This window comes from Streptomyces sp. NPDC005374 (genome assembly GCF_042872225.1).
Taxonomy (GTDB): Bacteria; Actinomycetota; Actinomycetes; order Streptomycetales; family Streptomycetaceae; genus Streptomyces.
In genome coordinates, this window is the sequence record NZ_JBIAKA010000018.1 from 114754 (window position 1) to 133018 (window position 18265).

At 70.8% G+C, this 18265-nt stretch carries 13 protein-coding genes; 10 read left to right on the forward strand and 3 right to left on the reverse strand.

Annotation, left to right across the window (positions count from 1 at the left end; genetic code table 11):
* Positions 1 to 65: 65 nt before the first annotated feature.
* Both ACFYRX_RS36600 and ACFYRX_RS36605 read right to left on the reverse strand, forming a co-directional pair.
* Positions 66 to 1679 (reverse strand): NADH-ubiquinone oxidoreductase-F iron-sulfur binding region domain-containing protein, encoded by a 1614-nt coding sequence (locus tag ACFYRX_RS36600; RefSeq protein WP_389109553.1) that lies wholly within the window; start codon positions 1677 to 1679, stop codon positions 66 to 68.
* Entirely contained in the window at positions 1676 to 3007 is a 1332-nt protein-coding gene (locus tag ACFYRX_RS36605) for a cytochrome b/b6 domain-containing protein (protein WP_389109555.1), read from the reverse strand. Before ACFYRX_RS36605 ends, ACFYRX_RS36600 begins: the two co-directional genes overlap by 4 nt.
* A 445-nt stretch (positions 3008 to 3452) precedes the next feature.
* Here ACFYRX_RS36605 and leuS point away from each other — a divergent pair, with 445 nt between their 5' ends.
* The 9 genes from leuS to ACFYRX_RS36650 all read left to right on the forward strand — a co-directional run bounded on the left by leuS (position 3453) and on the right by ACFYRX_RS36650 (position 15562).
* On the forward strand, positions 3453 to 6332 hold the full coding sequence (leuS, locus tag ACFYRX_RS36610) for a leucine--tRNA ligase (RefSeq protein ID WP_389109556.1): 2880 nt from the start codon (positions 3453 to 3455) through the stop codon (positions 6330 to 6332).
* 115 nt (positions 6333 to 6447) lie between these two features.
* Complete coding sequence (locus tag ACFYRX_RS36615; protein ID WP_389109559.1) at positions 6448 to 7182, forward strand: hypothetical protein; 735 nt, start codon at positions 6448 to 6450, stop codon at positions 7180 to 7182.
* 72 nt (positions 7183 to 7254) lie between these two features.
* Positions 7255 to 8100 carry a DegV family protein gene (locus tag ACFYRX_RS36620; RefSeq protein ID WP_389109562.1) on the forward strand — a complete coding sequence of 282 codons (846 nt, stop codon included), beginning with the start codon at positions 7255 to 7257 and terminating at the stop codon, positions 8098 to 8100.
* 722 nt (positions 8101 to 8822) lie between these two features.
* On the forward strand, positions 8823 to 9521 hold the full coding sequence (locus tag ACFYRX_RS36625) for a helix-hairpin-helix domain-containing protein (RefSeq protein WP_389109565.1): 699 nt from the start codon (positions 8823 to 8825) through the stop codon (positions 9519 to 9521).
* A gap of 80 nt (positions 9522 to 9601) precedes the next feature.
* The gene (locus tag ACFYRX_RS36630; protein ID WP_389109859.1) at positions 9602 to 12217 is read left to right on the forward strand and encodes a ComEC/Rec2 family competence protein; all 2616 of its coding nucleotides are present in this window, start codon (positions 9602 to 9604) and stop codon (positions 12215 to 12217) included.
* A gap of 4 nt (positions 12218 to 12221) precedes the next feature.
* Positions 12222 to 13076, forward strand: coding sequence for an arylamine N-acetyltransferase (locus tag ACFYRX_RS36635; protein ID WP_389109567.1), 855 nt, complete (start codon positions 12222 to 12224; stop codon positions 13074 to 13076).
* Positions 13077 to 13428: 352 nt separating this feature from the next.
* Complete coding sequence (locus ACFYRX_RS36640; protein ID WP_389109570.1) at positions 13429 to 13674, forward strand: hypothetical protein; 246 nt, start codon at positions 13429 to 13431, stop codon at positions 13672 to 13674.
* Positions 13675 to 13943: 269 nt separating this feature from the next.
* Positions 13944 to 14933, forward strand: a complete 990-nt coding sequence (holA, locus tag ACFYRX_RS36645; RefSeq protein ID WP_389109573.1) for a DNA polymerase III subunit delta — start codon at positions 13944 to 13946, stop codon at positions 14931 to 14933.
* Positions 14934 to 15163: 230 nt separating this feature from the next.
* Positions 15164 to 15562, forward strand: a complete 399-nt coding sequence (locus ACFYRX_RS36650) for a nuclear transport factor 2 family protein (protein WP_389109576.1) — start codon at positions 15164 to 15166, stop codon at positions 15560 to 15562.
* Positions 15563 to 15813: 251 nt separating this feature from the next.
* Here the strand turns inward: ACFYRX_RS36650 and rpsT are convergent, their stop codons facing one another.
* On the reverse strand, positions 15814 to 16074 hold the full coding sequence (gene rpsT, locus ACFYRX_RS36655) for a 30S ribosomal protein S20 (protein ID WP_067314365.1): 261 nt from the start codon (positions 16072 to 16074) through the stop codon (positions 15814 to 15816).
* Between the two features lie 230 nt (positions 16075 to 16304).
* Here rpsT and lepA point away from each other — a divergent pair, with 230 nt between their 5' ends.
* Entirely contained in the window at positions 16305 to 18173 is a 1869-nt protein-coding gene (gene lepA / locus ACFYRX_RS36660; RefSeq protein WP_389109580.1) for a translation elongation factor 4, read from the forward strand.
* Positions 18174 to 18265 lie beyond the last annotated feature (92 nt).

An 18265-nucleotide genomic window follows, 5' to 3' on the forward strand; every position in this document is an offset into this window, starting at 1 on the left:
CAGTTGTCCCGCACACGACCGAGGGGGCCGCCCGGCATTCGGGCGGCCCCCTCGGTGTCGTCGGTTCAGCGGCCCAGTGCGCGGCGTCCGCGGCCCTGGGAGAGGACCGGCAGGTTGCGGGCGGGAGCCTTGTCGCGCGGTGCCTCCTCCTCCAGACGCAGGGCGAGGGCGGGGCAGCGACGCACCGCGCGTAGAGCCTTGGCCTCGGCGTAGCGCGGCACCTGTGCCTGGGCGACGGTCGGGAAGCCGTCGGCGCCGAGTTCGAAGACCTCGGGGAGGATGTCGGCGCACAGTCCGTGGCCCCGGCACAGCGTCCAGTCGACGTAGATCTTCTGACGGCTGGGGCCGGTCTCCTCGGCCTCGGCGCCGCCAGGGATGCCCGTGGGCATCTTGCCGCCCTCGAAGAGCGGCAGAACGCCCTCCACGGGCCGTCCGCAGCCGTTGCCGAGGACATGGGCCGCAAGGTCGTCCGTGAACGCCTTGATGGTCGACTCGAGGAACATCGCGGAGCCGTCCGGGTGCGAGCACGCGCCGCGCCGCTTCACGTTCTTGGCGACCTGCTTGAGCGCCTCCAGGGCGGCCGGTCCACCGCCGTTGAGGATGTCCTCCAGGCCGCGTGCGGCGGCCGGCAGACCGAGGTAGCAGGGGCCGCACTGGCCCGCGCTCTCCTCGGCCAGCCACTGGGCCACGCGCAGTGACTCGCCCAGCGGGCAGGTCTCCTGAGTGATCGGCAGGATCGCGCCGGCGCCGAGCGCGCCGCCCACCGCGTCCAGGGAGTTGCGGGAGACGACCGCTTCGTTGACCGTCGCCGCGTCGATCCACTTGCCGTGGTAGCCGCCCGTCAGCACACCCTGCGGAACCGGCGGGGCCCCGGCCAGCTGGAGGACGTAGCGCAGCGGTACGCCGGTGGGGACCTCGAGCACCATGGGGCGCGCCACGGCGCCGGAGACCGTGAGCATGACGGTGCCCGGCTCGTCGTACAGACCGGTGTTGCCGTAGCGCTCCGGGCCGATGCGCGCGGCGATCGCCAGCTGCGCGAAGGTCTCGGCGTTGGACAGGAGCGTGGGCGCGCCGCCGACGCCGTTCTGCGAGGCGCTGACCTTGCGGCCGGGCGGGATGGCCGGGCCGCCGTCGATCGAACGGATCAGCGAGGCCGCCGCTCCGGTGACCATACGGACGGGATTGCGCTGCACGCGTGCGCGTAGAGCCGATCTGCGGCCGTTGCTGAGGCCGCGCTCGGCGAGGGCGGCCTCCATGGAGCGCTGGGTGGACTCCCGGGTGACGCCTATGACGAGCGTGCGGGCACCCAGGGCTTCGGCGGCCAGCAGGGCGCCGTCGAGAATGAGGTGCGGGGCACGGTTGATGAGCACCGTGTCCTTGCGGCAGGCAGGTTCGTCCTCACTGCCGTTGACGACGACGACGGGCCGCACACCGCGCTTGATCGCCGCCTCGGCGACCGAGCGCAGCTTCTTGTGGAAGGGGAAGCCGGCACCGCCGCGCCCCTTGAGGTTGATGGCTTCGGACAGCTTCGCGAGCTGCTCTCCGCCCATGGGTTCGAGTGGCCCATGCACCTTCAGGTGCATGGGCAGGTCAAGTCGTTCGACAAGGTCGAAGCCCGACGTGAGCTGGGGAAGTCCGACCACGCGGACTTCTGGTACGTCGGGCAGGGCCTCGTTCACCTATAGCCTCCGGAAGGCGTGTTCCAAGGTTCGCCCGATCCCGGCGAGTCGAAGTCGTACGACTGACCGGGCGCTGGATCTGTGGCGGGACCGCTGTTGTACGTGTCATTCGGGTTGTACGTGCCGTAAAGGTCGTTCGACTCACCGGTGTCGCGCACGTCACCCGAGAGATAGCTGGCAGTGCCCGAATTGCTGTTATAAGTCGGGATGTTGTAGCCCGTGTCCTGGAGCGGGTCGTAGACGGAGGGGGGTGCCTCGCCGACCGGCGGCGGGGACGGGATCGGCCAACTGCCGGACGTGCTGCCGCCGCCGTCCACGCGCGCGATGGGATCCGTGGCCGCCTGCATGTCCATCGGCATGTCCATGCGCGCGGTCTGGCCGGTCTCGTAGGGCTGTTGCGCGCGGGGGTTGGGTGTCACGGCGCGGTAGGCGGCCGCGAATCCGTTCGCCGCGGGCTCGGGGGCTTCGTAGACGGGTGTGGGACCGGTCTGCTGGGTCAGGCCCTCGTAGCCGGGCAGAACGGACTCGGACCGTCGGCCGCCGGACTCCGCGGAACGGCGTCCCTCACGGCCCGGGCCGGCGCTCTCCGCGGCCCTCCTGGCGCGGCTGGCCTCCAGTTCCTCACGGCCCGGCCGCTCCTCGGCGCCGAGGAGCATGGCGATCCGGTCGGTGACCTTGCGCTTGAACGGGCGCGGTGCCGAGCGCAGGGCGAGGGCCGCGATGACGCCGAGCAGGCAGAGCACGTACATGTACGTGAAGATCGGGGCCTTCACCGCGCGACCCGCGTAGAGGCCGTGGACCAGCCCGGCACACCAGGCCGGGTAGGCCAGCATGTGCATCGCCCGCCACCGCGCCGCGACCGGTGCCGGGGAGGCGAACCGGTTGCGCAGGGCGCCGGTGATGCCGACGAAGATCATGAGTTGGCCGGCCAGGGTGCCGAGGCCGATGAGCCCTCCACTGCTGGAGAAGCCGAGCCCGAACGGGATGAACGCGGCGATCCACGTCGTGTGGTCGAGGGTCAGTTTGATCCCGATGTGCAGCAGGAGGAACGCGATCGAGCCCACGGCGGTGATCCGGTGGATGCCCTGCGCGACGATCCGCTGCCGGGTGTTGAGGATCAACCGGTCCTGTGCGACGAGTCCCCAGATCACGGAGCAGGTGAGGAGGACGAGCGTCACCACTCCCGCTCCGAAGTTGAGGAAGTCCTGGAGCCAGACACCTCCGTAGATCACGACCAGGGGGATGGCCAGCAGAAAGACGGCCGTCGCCACCCCGTAGGCCGACCGGCCGGCCTTGGGGGGCGTGCTGTAACTACTGCGAGCGTTCATGGGGGCAACTCCGAGCGGTTCGGGAAGGCGGTCCCGCTGCCGCACTCTAAGTGGCGCCATACCGGTGGGTACGACGTTTGAGTTATTGCGTTGTTATCAAACGACTATGAGGCTGGTGCGATGCCCCTTAGTAGCTGTTACGCGAAGTAACTTTTGACCTTCGTTCAGTTCCTGTTGGGTAGGACGGTGCGCTCGACTGCGGCGGCGAGTGCGGCACCCGGTGCCACAGAGGCATACGTAAGTTCGTCGCGGCTTGCTCAATGGCTGCGGTACTCTGACGCCATGCGTGCCGTACGCCTTCTGCTTAGTGAGCCGCGCTGATCAGTCCCGACCACCGGTGAAGACGTGGTCGGAATCGGCGCGGCGTCCCCTCCTGTGCGAGGGGATTTTTCGTTTCCGGACGACACAGCCGCTGGCAGAGACGATCGATGGAGCTTTGAGGACCATGAGCGAGACGAACCCCGCCGCCCCCGCCGAGGTGGCCGCGCCGCACCGCTACACGGCCGCCGTGGCGGTCGAGATCGAGGCACGCTGGCAGGACGTCTGGGACGCCGACGGCACCTACGCGGCACCGAACCCCAAGGGCGACCTGGCGGGCGACCCCACCCTGGTCGCCAAGCCCAAGAAGTACATCATGGACATGTTCCCCTACCCCTCGGGTTCGGGCCTGCACGTCGGCCACCCGCTGGGCTACATCGCCACCGACGTCTACGCCCGCTTCCAGCGGATGACGGGCCACAACGTCCTGCACACCCTGGGCTTCGACGCCTTCGGCCTGCCCGCCGAGCAGCACGCCGTGCAGACCGGCGAGCACCCGCGGATCACCACCGAGGCCGCGATCAACAACATGAAGTCCCAGCTGCGCCGGCTGGGCCTGGGCCACGACAAGCGCCGGTCGTTCGCCACGATCGACCCGGAGTACTACAAGTGGACCCAGTGGATCTTCCTGCAGATCTTCAACTCCTGGTACGACGACGAGGCGAACAAGGCCCGCCCGATCTCCGAGCTGGTCGCCCGGTTCGAGTCCGGTGAGCGTGCCGTACCGGGCCACACGCGCGCGTGGCAGGAACTGAGCGCCGTCGAGCGGGCCGACGTCCTGAGCGGGTTCCGCCTGGCGTACGCCTCCGACGCGCCGGTCAACTGGTGCCCCGGCCTGGGCACCGTGCTGGCCAACGAGGAGGTCACCGCCGACGGCCGCAGCGAACGCGGCAACTTCCCCGTCTTCAAGGCCAAGCTGCGCCAGTGGAACATGCGGATCACCGCGTACGCCGACCGTCTGCTGGACGACCTGAACGAGCTGGACTGGCCCGAGGCCATCAAGCTGCAGCAGCGCAACTGGATCGGCCGCTCCGAGGGCGCCCGCGTCGACTTCCCCGTCGACGGCGAGGCGATCACGGTCTTCACCACGCGCCAGGACACCCTGTTCGGCGCGACGTACATGGTGCTGGCCCCCGAGCACCCGCTGGTCGACAAGTTCACCCCGGCCGCCTGGCCCGAGGGCACGCACGACGTGTGGACCGGCGGTCACGCCACCCCGGTCGAGGCCGTCGCCGCCTACCGCGCGCAGGCCGCCTCCAAGTCGGACGTCGAGCGCCAGGCCGAGGCCAAGGACAAGACCGGTGTCTTCACCGGCGCGTTCGCGACCAACCCGGTCAACGGCGAGCAGATCCCCGTCTTCATCGCCGACTACGTGCTGATGGGCTATGGCACCGGCGCGATCATGGCCGTACCCGCCCACGACACGCGTGACTTCGCCTTCGCGCGCGCCTTCGAGCTGCCGGTCCGCTGCGTGGTCGAGCCGAGCGACGACCGGGGCACGGACGCCTCGACGTGGGACGACGCCTTCGCCTCGTACGACGCGAAGATCGTGAACTCGCACGGCGAGGACATCTCCCTGGACGGCCTGGGAGTCGCCGACGCCAAGGCGCACATCACCGAGTGGCTGGCCCGCAAGGGCATCGGCGAGGGCACCGTCAACTTCCGCCTGCGCGACTGGCTGTTCAGCCGCCAGCGCTACTGGGGCGAGCCCTTCCCGATCGTCTACGACGAGGACGGCGTCGCCCACTCCCTGCCCGAGTCGATGCTGCCGCTGGAGCTGCCCGAGGTCGAGGACTACTCGCCGCGCACCTTCGACCCGGACGACGCGGACACGTCCCCGGAGACCCCGCTGTCCCGCAACCAGGACTGGGTGAACGTCACCCTGGACCTGGGCGACGGACGCGGTCCCCGTCCGTACCGCCGCGAGACCAACACCATGCCCAACTGGGCCGGTTCCTGCTGGTACGAGCTGCGCTACCTGGACCCGCACAACAGCGAGCAGCTGGTCGACCCCGAGATCGAGCAGTACTGGATGGGACCGCGCGCGGGGCAGCCGCACGGCGGCGTCGACCTGTACGTCGGCGGCGCCGAGCACGCCGTGCTGCACCTGCTGTACGCGCGCTTCTGGTCCAAGGTGCTGTTCGACCTGGGGCACATCTCGTCGCCCGAGCCGTTCCACAAGCTGTACAACCAGGGCATGATCCAGGCATTCGTCTACCGCGACAGCCGGGGCTTCCCCGTGCCGGCCGCCGAGATCGAGGAGCGCGACGGGCAGTTCTTCCACGCGGGCGAGCCGGTCAAGCGCGAGCTGGGCAAAATGGGCAAGTCCCTGAAGAACGCCGTCACCCCCGAGGCGATCTGCGAGGAGTACGGCGCCGACACCCTGCGCCTGTACGAGATGGCGATGGGCCCGCTGGACGTCTCGCGGCCGTGGGACACGCGCGCAGTGGTGGGCCAGTACCGCCTGCTGCAGAGGCTGTGGCGCAACGTCGTCGACGAAGCCACCGGCGAGGTGACCGTCATCGACGCCGAGCCCGACGAGGCCACGCTGCGCGCCCTGCACAAGGCGATCGACGGGGTGCGCCAGGACCTGGAGGGCCTGCGCTTCAACACCGCCATCGCCAAGGTCACCGAGCTGAACAACTACCTGACCAAGGCCGGCGGCCCGGTCGCGCGTCCGGTCGCCGAGTCGCTGGTCCTGCTGATCGCGCCGCTGGCCCCGCACATCGCCGAGGAACTGTGGCGCAAGCTGGGCCACACCGACTCGGTCGTCCACCAGGACTTCCCGGTCGCCGACCCGGCGTACGTCGTCGACGAGACCGTGACCTGCGTGGTCCAGGTCAAGGGCAAGGTCAAGGCCCGCCTGGAGGTCTCCCCGGCCATCTCCGACGAGGAGCTGGAGAAGGTCGCGCTGGCAGACGAGAAGGTCGTCGCGGCGCTGGACGGGGCGGGCATCCGCAAGGTGATCGTGCGGGCGCCGAAGCTGGTGAACATCGTTCCGGCGTAAAGCCCCCTAAGGGTCGCGTGCGGGCAGGTTCGGGGTTCTTCCGGAACTCCGGGCCTGCCCGTCGCGTTTACCTTTGAAGAGCGGCGAGTGCCGTGTCGGGCGGAGGAGGAGTTTCGTGGAAGCAGCGATCGCAATCGTGGCCCTGCTCTTCGTGCTCTTCGTGGCGCTCGGCGTGTACGCGACGGTGAAGGTGGTCGGCGCGGCCAAGCGCGGTGTGGACCGCACCATCACCCAGGCCCGGCGCACGGTCGAGGACCACACCCTGCGCGCCAAGTCCTTCGCCCAGCTCGGCCCGGCGGGCGAACTGGCCCAGCTGCGGCTGAAGCTGCGCACCTCGATGCGCGCCACTCAGGACGCGCTGCACGCCGGCGTGGCCGAGGACGAGTCCCTCAAGGAGTCCCTCGGCCTCTTCCAACGGCTCAGCGCCCACGGCCATGAACTGGACGGCGAACTCAAGCGACTGGAGTCCGAGCCCGACCGTGCGACCCTCGCCGGACGCCTGCCCGGTCTGCGGGAGCGCACGGAGCGGATCACCGAGTCGGCGGACTCCCTGCGCTGGGCGGCACGCGACCGGGCCCGCCGGTTCGCCGACGACGACCTGGACACGCTGAGCGCGCAGATCGACGTCGAGTCCGGCGCCCTGCGGCACTGGACGAAGACCGAGCCCGCCGCGACACCGCCCCCGTGGCCCGAGGCTCCCGTCACCGACGGCAGCACCGAACAGCAGACCTGGACCGAGACGCCCCGCTCCCGCGGCGCCGAGGAACCGACACGGTCCGCGATCACGCCGCCGGGCCCGCGCCCGGCCTACCCCTGGCAGAAGAAACCCCGTCCCGAGAGCACCACTTGATCCGGACGCGGCAGTCCCGGGCGACAGGGGCCGGGCTGCCGCCCGGGCGCTACGGCAGGTAACCTCCAGCTCATGTCCCGCCATGTCGCGATCGTCACGGATTCAACGGCCTACCTGCCGCAGGGGACGATGGAGCGGCACGGCATCACAGCGGTACCCCTGACCGTGGTCCTCGGTGACCGCGCGCTGCAAGAGGGCACCGAGATCACGGCCCGCTCACTGGCCCAGGCGCTCCAGAAGCGGCGCTCCGTCACCACCTCGCGACCCAGCCCCCAGCTCTTCGCGGAGCACTACCGCAAGGTCGCTGAGTCCGGCGCCACGGGCATCGTGTCGCTGCACCTGTCCGCCGAACTCTCCGGCACCTACGACGCGGCGGTCATGGCGGCGCGCGAGGCTCCGGTGCCGGTGCGCGTGGTCGACACCGGCATGATCGCGATGGCCCTCGGTTTCTGCGCGCTCGCCGCCGCCGAGGCCGCTGAGTCGGGCGGCACGGCCGACGAGGCGGTCACCGCCGCGGAGAAACGGGCCGCGGGCACCTCCGCCTACTTCTACGTCGACACCCTCGACTATCTGCGCCGCGGCGGCCGGATCGGGGCCGCGCAGGCACTCCTCGGTTCCGCGCTCGCCGTGAAACCCTTGCTGAAGCTTGACGGCGGCCGGATCGAGCCCCTGGAAAAGGTGCGGACGGCGTCGAGGGCCATCGCCCGCCTGGAGGAGATCGCGGCCGACCGCGCCGGCAGCGCGCCGGTCGACATCGCGGTGCACCATCTGGCGGCACCAGACCGTGCGGCGGCCCTCGCCGACCGTCTGAGGGCGCGGGTGACGGGACTCGCCGACCTGCATGTGAGCGAGGTCGGGGCGGTGATCGGGGCGCACACGGGGCCCGGGCTGCTGGGTGTCGTGGTCTCGCCCCGGTGACGGACGTGAGGCCCCGCGACGTGGGTGAGTCACTCGTGCGGGTGGCGGGGTTTTCCACAACCGGTGGGTAATCCCCGGGAATTGACCATGATCATCGTGAGAGCGCGAATGTGGTCGATCCTCGGCGCATGGCACTTCGATCACGCTCACATACAGCGACCAGCGGGCCGGGACGCGGCCCCCAATCCGACGGGCGCTCACGGCACCGCCGTCCGCCCGCCGTCCGAAACAGGGCCCGGCAGAGGCATGCCGCCTCGGCGGACGAACTCCAACGGCGCGCGGAGGTGCTCTTCGCCGAACGCGCGGGGAAGGGTCCGCCTCCGGGTGAGGGCGGGCGGGGCATGGACGACGGCGGGGCGAGGGCCGCACGGGAGACCTCCGCCGCCACCGATCTCTCCTCGGTTGTGGACGGGACCGGTGCCATGGCGAGGGCACGGTGGGCGGCGGGGGCCGCCGAGAGGGACTGGCGGGGGACCGACTCTGCTGTGGAGAACCGGCGGGAAGCCGACGGATCTGTGAAGGAGGCGACTCGGAGAGAAGCCGAAAACTCTGGACAGGACGCTTGGACCGGTTCTTCGGAGTCGGAGTCGGAGGAAGCCTGGCGTGATGCCGGTTCGGGGAGGGCGGCCCGGCGGGAGGACGTCCCCGGGGGCCTCGACTGGCGGGACGCCGACTCCGGCGGGGCTTGGCGGGAACGGGCCGGGTTCGCTCTGCGGGAGCGGATGCCGGTGTGGTTGCAGGCGCGGTGCGGGCTGGAGCGGCGCAACGTGGTCGCGCTCTCGGTGCTGCTGGTCGTGGCCGCCGTGTTCGCTGTGCAGCACTTCTGGACCGGTCGGACGCAGGACGTCCAGGCGCCCGAAGTGGTGCGTGCGGGGGCTCCGTTCGGGGAGGGCGGCGCCGACGGAGCCAGGGGGAACGGACAGCGCGGGGAGGCCGGGCCGACGGCCGCGGGCGGGATCTCGAACACGGCGGGGTCGGCCGGGGCCGTGATCGTCGTGGACGTCAGCGGCAAAGTCCGGGAGCCCGGAGTGCACCGGCTGCCGACCGGGTCCAGGGTTGCCGACGCGTTGAAGGCGGCCGGTGGGGTCCGGCCGGGCACGAACACCGACGCTCTCAACCGCGCGCGGTTCCTCGTGGACGGCGAGCAGGTCGTCGTCGGCGGCCCGGCTGCCGCACCCGTGGCCGGCAGTGGCCCCGCGCCCGGCGGCGGCCCGGTCGGTGCGGCGGCGGCCCCTGTCTCCTTGAACACAGCCACGGTGGACCAGCTCGACACCCTGCCCGGGGTCGGCCCCGTGCTGGCCCAGCACATCCTGGACTACCGCACCCGGCACGGCGGTTTCCGCTCGGTCGACGAACTGCGCGAAGTGAATGGCATCGGCGACCGTCGCTTCGCCGACCTGCGGAATCTCGTGCAGCCATGAGGTACGGCGCGGAGGTGCCGCGAGGGGATGAGGGCGACGGACCGAGGGAGCCCGGTGCCGACGGGCGTGCGCGGTCAGCGGTGCACGCCGGTTCCGGGAAACGGCTCGGGGATGCTCACCCCAGGCAGGAAGGGCCCACGGATCTGCGGCTCGTACCGGCGGCGTTGGCGGCCTGGGTGACGGCTGCGGTCGCCCTGGACCTCCCGTCGGGGTGGGGCGCGGGGTTGGCGGGTGCGTGTCTCGTTGTCGCCTGCGTGCTGTTGTCGGGGCGAGGGCGAGGCCGCGCTCGATGGCGACGGATGCGGGGGCTCGGTGGGACTGCTCGGATCCCGGTCGCCGCTGTGCTGCTCTGCGTCGCGGCGTCCGCCGTGTCCGCCGGGCTGCACGGTGCCGATCTGCGGCGGGGGCCGGTGCCCGCGCTGGCCCGGCAGTACGCCACTGTGACGGCCGAGATCGAGGTGACCGCCGACCCCCGGCTCACCAGGCCCCGCGTCACGGGCGACCACGCGGCGCCGACCGCCGTGGTCATCGGAGCCGACGTCCGGCGGGTGGAGACCGTGGACGGGAGAGCGGAGACGACGCGCGCGCCGGTGCTCTTGATCGTCGACGCGGGTGCGGGTGCGGGTGCGGGTGCGGGTGCGGGTGCGGGCTCGGGCCGGGAGGCGGTGGGCCGTGACCGCTCTGGCGTCGGAGAGATGACGTCAGGTTCGCCGTCCACCGCGGCCGATCCGCCGCGCTCGCCCTGGCTCGCGCTGTTGCCGTCCACGCGGGTGAGGGTCACCGCGCGCGTCGCGCCGCCGTTGGTCGAGGGCGATCGCGTTGCGGCCGTGCTGCGGGTGCGGGACAGAGCGGGACCCGAAGTCGTGGGAGAGGCGTCGAGGACGCAGCGGTTCGCGGGGCGGTTGCGGGCGGGGCTGCGGGAGGCCACCGACGGATTGCCGGGAGATGCCCGGGCGTTGTTGCCGGGGCTGGTCGTGGGGGACACCTCGCGGATCACGCCGGAACTGGACGAGGCATTCAAGGAGACCGACCTCGCGCACACCCTGGCCGTCTCCGGGAGCAACCTCACCATTCTGCTCGCCCTGCTCATCGGACCGCCCGGACTCGCCCAACTCGCCGAGCGACGGGGACTGGCGCCCCGCCTGGGGGTGTCGCTGCGGATGACCGCACTGCTCGGCGGAGGGCTCACGCTGGCATTCGTCGTCGTGTGCCGACCGGATCCGAGTGTGCTTCGGGCCGCGGCCTGCGGGGCCGTCGCCTTGCTCGCCCTCGCGACCGGGCGCCGCAGATCACTCATCCCGGCGCTGGCGACGGCCGTACTGCTGCTGGTGCTGTACGACCCGTGGCTGGCCCGCAGTTACGGTTTCCTGCTCTCCGTCCTGGCCACCGGCGCCCTGCTCACACTCGCGCCGCGCTGGAGCCTGGCGTTGCGCCGTCGCCGGGTGCCGCCGCGGCTGGCGGAGGCGTTGGCCGCGGCGGCTGCCGCGCAGGCCCTGTGCGCGCCGGTGGTCGCCGTGCTGTCGGCGCGGGTGAGCCTGGTGGCGGTGCCGTGCAATCTGCTCGTGGAGTTCGCGGTCGCACCGGCCACGGTGCTGGGCTTCGCGGCCCTGGCGACGGCACCCTTCGCGCTCCCGGTGGCCAAGGTGCTTGCCTGGTGCGCGAGTTGGCCTGCCGGATGGATCGCGGATGTCGCCCGCACCGGGGCGTCGCTGCCCGGTGGGGGAGTGGACTGGTCCGGCAGTTGGACGGGTGCTGGGCTGCTCGTCCTGGTCACGGTGCTCGTGCTGCTCATCGGGCGACGGTTGCTGAGGCACCCCTGGTGGTGTGCGGTCTGCGCGGTGCTGTTCGTGCTGGCGGTCGTGCAGCCGCCACCGCTGACCCGGGTGGTCACAGGCTGGCCCCCACCGGGGTGGCGGCTTGCGATGTGCGACGTGGGCCAGGGCGACGCGACAGTGCTGGCGGCGGGCGAGGGCACGGGTGTGGTCGTGGACGCCGGCCCTGATCCCGGGCTCGTCGACGACTGTCTGCGCACGCTCGGCATCACCAAGGTGCCGCTCGTGGTGCTGACCCACTTTCACGCCGACCATGTGGCCGGACTGCCCGGGGTGCTGCGGGGGCGATCGGTGGGGGCGATCGAGACGACGGGGTTCGAGGAACCGGTGGACCAGGCCGCGTTCGTACGGCGGGAGGCGGCGGCCCGGCGTATTCCGGTGACGCGTGCCGTGGCCGGGGAGGAACGGCGTACAGGGGCGTTGGCCTGGGAGGTGCTGTGGCCGCCGGGGGGCCAGGAGGTGGCGGCGGACGGGCCGAACGACGCCAGTGTCACGATGCTCGTCCACTCGGCCGGGCTGCGCTTCCTGCTGCTCGGGGACCTCGAACCCCCTGCCCAGCAGGAGCTGTTGAGATCACCGGCGGGCGCGCGGCTGGCCGGGGTCGATGTGCTCAAGGTCGCTCACCATGGTTCGGCCTACCAGGACCCGGAGCTGATACGCCGGGTCGCCCCGCGGCTGGCGCTCATCTCCGTGGGTGCCGACAACTCGTACGGACACCCGGCTCCCGGTACGGTCGCCGCGCTGCGGGCCGGAGGCGCGGTGGTACTGCGGACGGACCGGGACGGCGCGCTGGCGGTCGCCGGGACGGGCGGCGGCGGAGGCGGGCGCGCGGGCGGTGGGGAGCTGTGGGTGGCGCGAGACTGAAGGCATGAACCCCACACAGGTAGACGCATATCTCCGCCGCCTGGGAGTCCGGCACCCGGCGCGGCCCACCGCGGAGGTCCTGCGCGAGCTGCATCTGCGCCATCTGCAGACCGTGCCCTTCGAGAACCTGTCGGTCCACCTCGGTGAGGAGATCGTGCTGGAGGAGAAGCGGCTGGTGGACAAGGTGGTGGGCGCCGGGAGGGGAGGGTTCTGCTACGAACTGAACGGGGCGTTCGGGGGCTTGCTGGCCGCGATCGGCTTCGACGTCTCGTTGCTCGCGGGCCGGGTGTACGGGGACGAGGGGCGGCTCGGGATCCCGTACGACCATCTCGCGCTACGGGTGCGGACGGTGGACGGGGGCGAGTGGCTGGCCGACGTCGGGTTCGGGGCGCACAGCCACTACCCGCTGGCGTTCGGGGTGCGGGACGAGCAGGAGGACCCCGGGGGCACCTTCCGGATCCTCGATGCGGGGCCGGATGCGGCAGCGGTGCGGAGTGAGGGCGGCGCGGTGAAGAAGGGAGGGGGTGATATCGCGGATGTGGATGTCGTCGTCGGCGGCAGGAGCCAGTACCGGCTGGAGATGCGGCCTCGGGTGCTCGGTGACTTCGTGGCCGGAGCCTGGTGGCACAGCACCTCGCCGGCCTCGCACTTCACACAGTCACTGGTGTGTTCGAGGGTGACGGAGGACGGAGGGAGGATCACGCTCAGCGGTCGCGTCCTCAAGGTGACGGCGGCCGACGGGGCGCGGGAGGAACGGGAGTTGGAGACGGACGAGGAGGTGCTGGAGGTGTACCGGGAGAGGTTCGGTATCAGGCTCGGCCGTGTGCCGAGTGTGCGGAACGCCGACCGGAGCGGCTGATGCGGGCCGTGCGTGACGGCGGGGAAGTGGAACGCACCTCGTGCGGTGGACGAGTCCCTGGCGGCGACGTGTGTGGTGATCGACGTCGGGTCCATGGACACGCTGGGGGGATGCGGGACGACCGCCGTCGGTCGGAGGTGGCCTGGACGTGCCGCGGATTTCGAGGTCGGAGTTCCGGAGTGAGCGGTCCGTGCGCGAAGGGGCGGCCGGTGGGCGGACACAGGGGGCATGAGCGTGCGGTCGGCGCGGTGTACCCCGGGCTCGGGAACGAGGCGGAGGGAGTGGACGGGCCAGGGAGTGGACGGGCCAGGGAGTGGCTGGGCCACTTTCACCGACCTGGGAAAATGGTGCCGTGAGCGACGTGAGACATGTGCTGGTGCTGCCCGACCGGGATGCCGCGGAGGAGGTCGTCGAGGCGCTCGGGGAGCGGTTCGGGGTGACTGAGGAACCGCGGGTCGTCCGGGACGCCCTGGCGGGGGAGGACGATGCGGAGGACGCGCAGTGGCTCGTGGTGCTGCGGGACGAGGCGGGGCGGCTGGATCCCGGGGAGTTGAACGAGTTCGTGGGGGAGTGGGACGGGTGGCGGGAAGAGCCGTAGGCCTGTGTCGGTCAGGTGGGCGCCGGTCCGACGGCTGCGGTGGGGAGTGGGACGGGCGGCGGAGAGCCGTAGGCCTGCGCCGGGCCGCGTGGGCACCCGACCGCCGCCGGTCCGACGGCGGTGGGCGCCGGGGCGCCGGTCCGACGGCTGCGGTGGGGAGTGGGACGGGCGGCGGAGAGTCGTAGGCCTGCGCCGGGCCGCGTGGGCACCCGACCGCCGCCGGTCCGACGGCCGCGGTGTTGTCAGTGGCCCGTGGGATGCTTGTCGCGATGGCCAAGAAGACTGCGAATGACGAACCTCTCGCTTCTGTGACCCTTGCTGTGGGCCAGGAGGAGCTTCTGCTCGACCGGGTGGTGCAGGAGGTGGTCGCCGCTGCGCGGGCCGCCGACGCTGATACGGATGTGCGCGATCTGGCTTCGGAGCAGTTGCAGCCGGGGACGCTTGCCGAGTTGACCAGCCCGTCGCTGTTCGCGGAGCGCAAGGTCGTCGTCGTGCGTAACGCGCAGGACCTTTCGGCCGACACGATCAAGGACGTGAAGGCGTATCTCGGGTCGCCCGCCGAGGAGATCACCCTCGTTCTGCTGCACGCGGGAGGAGTGAAGGGCAAGGGGCTGCTCGACGCCGCCCGGAAGGCGGGGGCCCGGGAGGTCGCCTGCCCGAAGATGACCAAGCCGGCGGACCGGCTGGCCTTCGTACGGCAGGAGTTCCGGGGGACCGGACGTTCGGCCACACCCGAGGCGTGTCAGGCGCTCGTCGACGCGATCGGGAGCGACCTGCGGGAGTTGGCGTCCGCCGTGTCGCAGTTGGTAGCCGATGTCGAGGGGACCATCGACGAGGCCGTCGTCGGGCGGTACTACACGGGGCGGGCCGAGGCTTCCAGCTTCACCGTCGCCGACCGGGCCGTGGAGGGACGGGCCGCGGAGGCGTTGGAGGCGTTGCGGTGGTCGTTGGCGACGGGGGTCGCGCCGGTCATGATCACCAGTGCGCTGGCGCAAGGGGTGCGGGCGATCGGGAAGTTGTCGTCGGCTCGGGGCGGGCGGCCGGCTGATCTCGCGCGGGAGCTGGGGATGCCGCCGTGGAAGATCGACCGGGTGCGGCAGCAGATGCGGGGGTGGACTCCGGACGGGGTCTCGGCTGCGCTGCGCGCCGTGGCTGAGGCGGATGCCGGGGTGAAGGGCGGGGGCGACGACCCTGAGTACGCCCTGGAGAAGGCGGTCGTCGCGATCGCCAGGGCGGCGCGGTCTCGGGGGCGGGGGTGAGCTTCGCCCGGCTGCGTCCGCGTGCGCCTGATTGAGGGAGCCGTCGCGCCATCGGGGGTGCCAGGTGCTGCCGTGGCGCGTCTGCGACATGCGTTGCGGCTGAGCGCGCAGTTCCCCGCGCCCCTTGGGGCCCCTCCCAAGCCCCGCCCAAGATGTCCCCTCCGCCGCCCGGGAGGAGAATCGGACGTGTCAGCCGAACATCGCCGGACAACGGAGAGGTGGCGGTCGTCATGGCTGAGCATCCGCATGCAGTGCTCGTTCGTAAGGGCTTCGAGGCGTTCACGCGTGGGGACCTGGACACCCTGCGAGGACTGATCGCGAAGGACGCCACGCATCACGTGCCCGGTAGTCACCCGCTCTCGGGGGACTTCAAGGGGCAGGACGCGATCATCGACATGTACCAGAGGCTCGGCGCGGAGACCGGCGGGTCGATGCGGCTGGAGATGCTCGGGATCGCCGTCGACGGTCGGGGGCACGCCGTCGGGATGTGCCGGGTCACGGCCGAGAGGAAGGGCCGGCGCCTGGACGACACGGGATGCATCGTGTTCCGGATCGTCGGGGACAAGGTCACCGACCTCGACGAGTGTGTGGAGGACATCGGCAAGAGCGACGAGTTCTGGGCGGACTGAGCGTACTGAGCCCACTGAGTGCACTGAACAGCCTGGGACTCACGCCGAAGGCCCCGGCAGCTCCACCCTGGGGAAGGGGGAGGCGCCGGGGCCTTCGGTTCAAGCTGTTCGGAACCACGCCCGCGTGGCGAACGCAGGCCGCGCGTGGCTCCTTGGTGCCGGTCGGGAGCGGATGAGAGAGGGCCCGCTCTGGGTCGTTCCGGCGGTTCGGCCCCGTGGAACGGGGCCGGTCAGATCAGAAGAGGTCGGCCTTAGAGGGACGAGACCTTGGAAGCAAGCGCCGACTTCTTGTTGGCGGCCTGGTTCTTGTGGATGACACCCTTGGAGACGGCCTTGTCGAGCGCACGCGCGGCAGCGCGCTGCAGCTCCGTGGCCTTCTCGGTGTCACCCGCGGCAGCGGCCTCGCGGGCCTTGCGGATCGCGGTCTTCAGGGAGGACTTGACGGCCTTGTTGCGCAGCCGAGCCTTCTCGTTGGTCTTGATCCGCTTGATCTGGGACTTGATGTTCGCCACGAATGAGCCTCTACAGGTTCAGGCACGGGGCCGCAGGGGTCCCGTGCCGATGATTTCTCGAAGACGTGCCTCGTGCTGAGAGGGCAGGAGACACAGCTACCCACAGTACCAGCGGGCCTGCGAGTGGCCCAAACCGGTCGCCGGTCCCCGCCCGTGGGACCATGGAGGCTACGTATCGATCCGACCCGAGACCGCAGACACTGCGGACGCCTCAAGAATCAGGACCCTGCGTGCCCGCGATCCCCAGCCACGTGCCCGAGCCGAGCCGTACCGACCCGGCTCAGATCCGCAACTTCTGCATCATCGCGCACATCGACCACGGCAAGTCCACGCTCGCCGACCGGATGCTCCAGCTGACCGGCGTGGTCGACCAGCGGCAGATGCGTGCTCAGTACCTCGACCGTATGGACATCGAGCGTGAGCGCGGAATCACGATCAAGTCGCAGGCGGTGCGTCTGCCGTGGGCCCCGACCCACGACAAGAGCAACACGCACATCCTCAACATGATCGACACCCCGGGGCACGTCGACTTCACCTACGAGGTCTCGCGGTCGCTCGCCGCGTGCGAGGGGACCGTTCTCCTCGTCGACGCCGCCCAGGGCATCGAGGCCCAGACCCTCGCCAACCTCTACCTGGCGATGGAGAACGACCTCAAGATCATCCCCGTACTGAACAAGATCGACCTGCCGGCCGCCCAGCCGGAGAAGTTCTCCGAGGAGCTCGCCAACCTCATCGGCTGCGACCCCGCCGACGTGCTCAAGGTCTCCGCCAAGACCGGTCTGGGCGTCGAGGCGCTGCTGGACCGGGTCGTCGCCGAGGTCCCCGCGCCGGTCGGCGTCCAGGACGCCCCCGCGCGCGCCATGATCTTCGACTCGGTCTACGACTCCTACCGCGGTGTCGTGACGTATGTGCGTGTCATCGACGGTCAGCTCAACAAGCGTGAGCGGATCCGGATGATGTCCACCGGCGCGACCCACGAACTGCTGGAGATCGGCGTCTCCGCCCCCGAGATGAAGTCGGCCGACGGCCTCGGCGTCGGCGAGGTCGGCTATCTGATCACCGGTGTGAAGGACGTCCGCCAGTCCAAGGTCGGTGACACCATCACCACCCTGCACAAGGGTGCGACCGAGGCGCTCGGCGGTTACAAGGACCCCAGGCCGATGGTGTTCTCGGGGCTGTATCCCCTGGACGGCTCGGACTACCCGGAGCTGCGCGACGCCCTCGACAAGCTCCAGCTCAACGACGCCGCGCTGGTGTACGAGCCGGAGACCTCCGCGGCCCTGGGCTTCGGCTTCCGCGTCGGCTTCCTCGGCCTGCTGCACCTCGACGTGATCCGTGAGCGGCTGGAGCGCGAGTTCGGGCTCGACCTCATCGCCACCGCGCCCAACGTCGTCTACCGCGTCGTCATGGAGGACCGCTCCGAGCACACGGTCACCAACCCGAGCGAGTTCCCCGAGGGGAAGATCGACGAGGTCTACGAGCCCGTCGTACGCGCCACGATCCTCGCGCCCTCCGAGTTCATCGGGTCGATCATGGAGCTGTGCCAGACCCGGCGCGGCACCCTGCTCGGCATGGACTACCTGTCCGAGGACCGGGTCGAGATCCGCTACACGCTCCCTCTCGCGGAGATCGTCTTCGACTTCTTCGACCAGCTGAAGTCCAAGACGCGCGGCTACGCCTCGCTGGACTACGAGCCCACCGGCGAGCAGGCCTCCAGCCTGGTCAAGGTCGACATCCTGCTGCACGGCGACAAGGTGGACGCCTTCTCGGCCGTCACGCACAAGGACGCGGCCTACGCGTACGGCGTGCGGCTCGTCGCCAAGCTGCGCGAGCTCATCCCGCGGCAGGCCTTCGAGGTGCCCATCCAGGCCGCCATCGGCTCCCGGGTCATCGCCCGCGAGACCATCCGCGCCATCCGCAAGGACGTCCTCGCCAAGTGCTACGGCGGTGACATCTCCCGTAAGCGGAAGCTGCTCGAGAAGCAGAAGGAAGGCAAGAAGCGGATGAAGATGGTGGGTTCCGTGGAGGTTCCGCAGGAGGCGTTCATCGCCGTCCTCTCCAGCGATGACAACGCGGGGTCGGGCAAGGGCAAGAAGTAACTGCCGGTTACACCGGGTTGACCGTCGAATCGGATGGAAAGGGGTTCGTCGTGCGAAAGTGCGGCGGGCCCCTACGCGTGCGTAACGTCGCG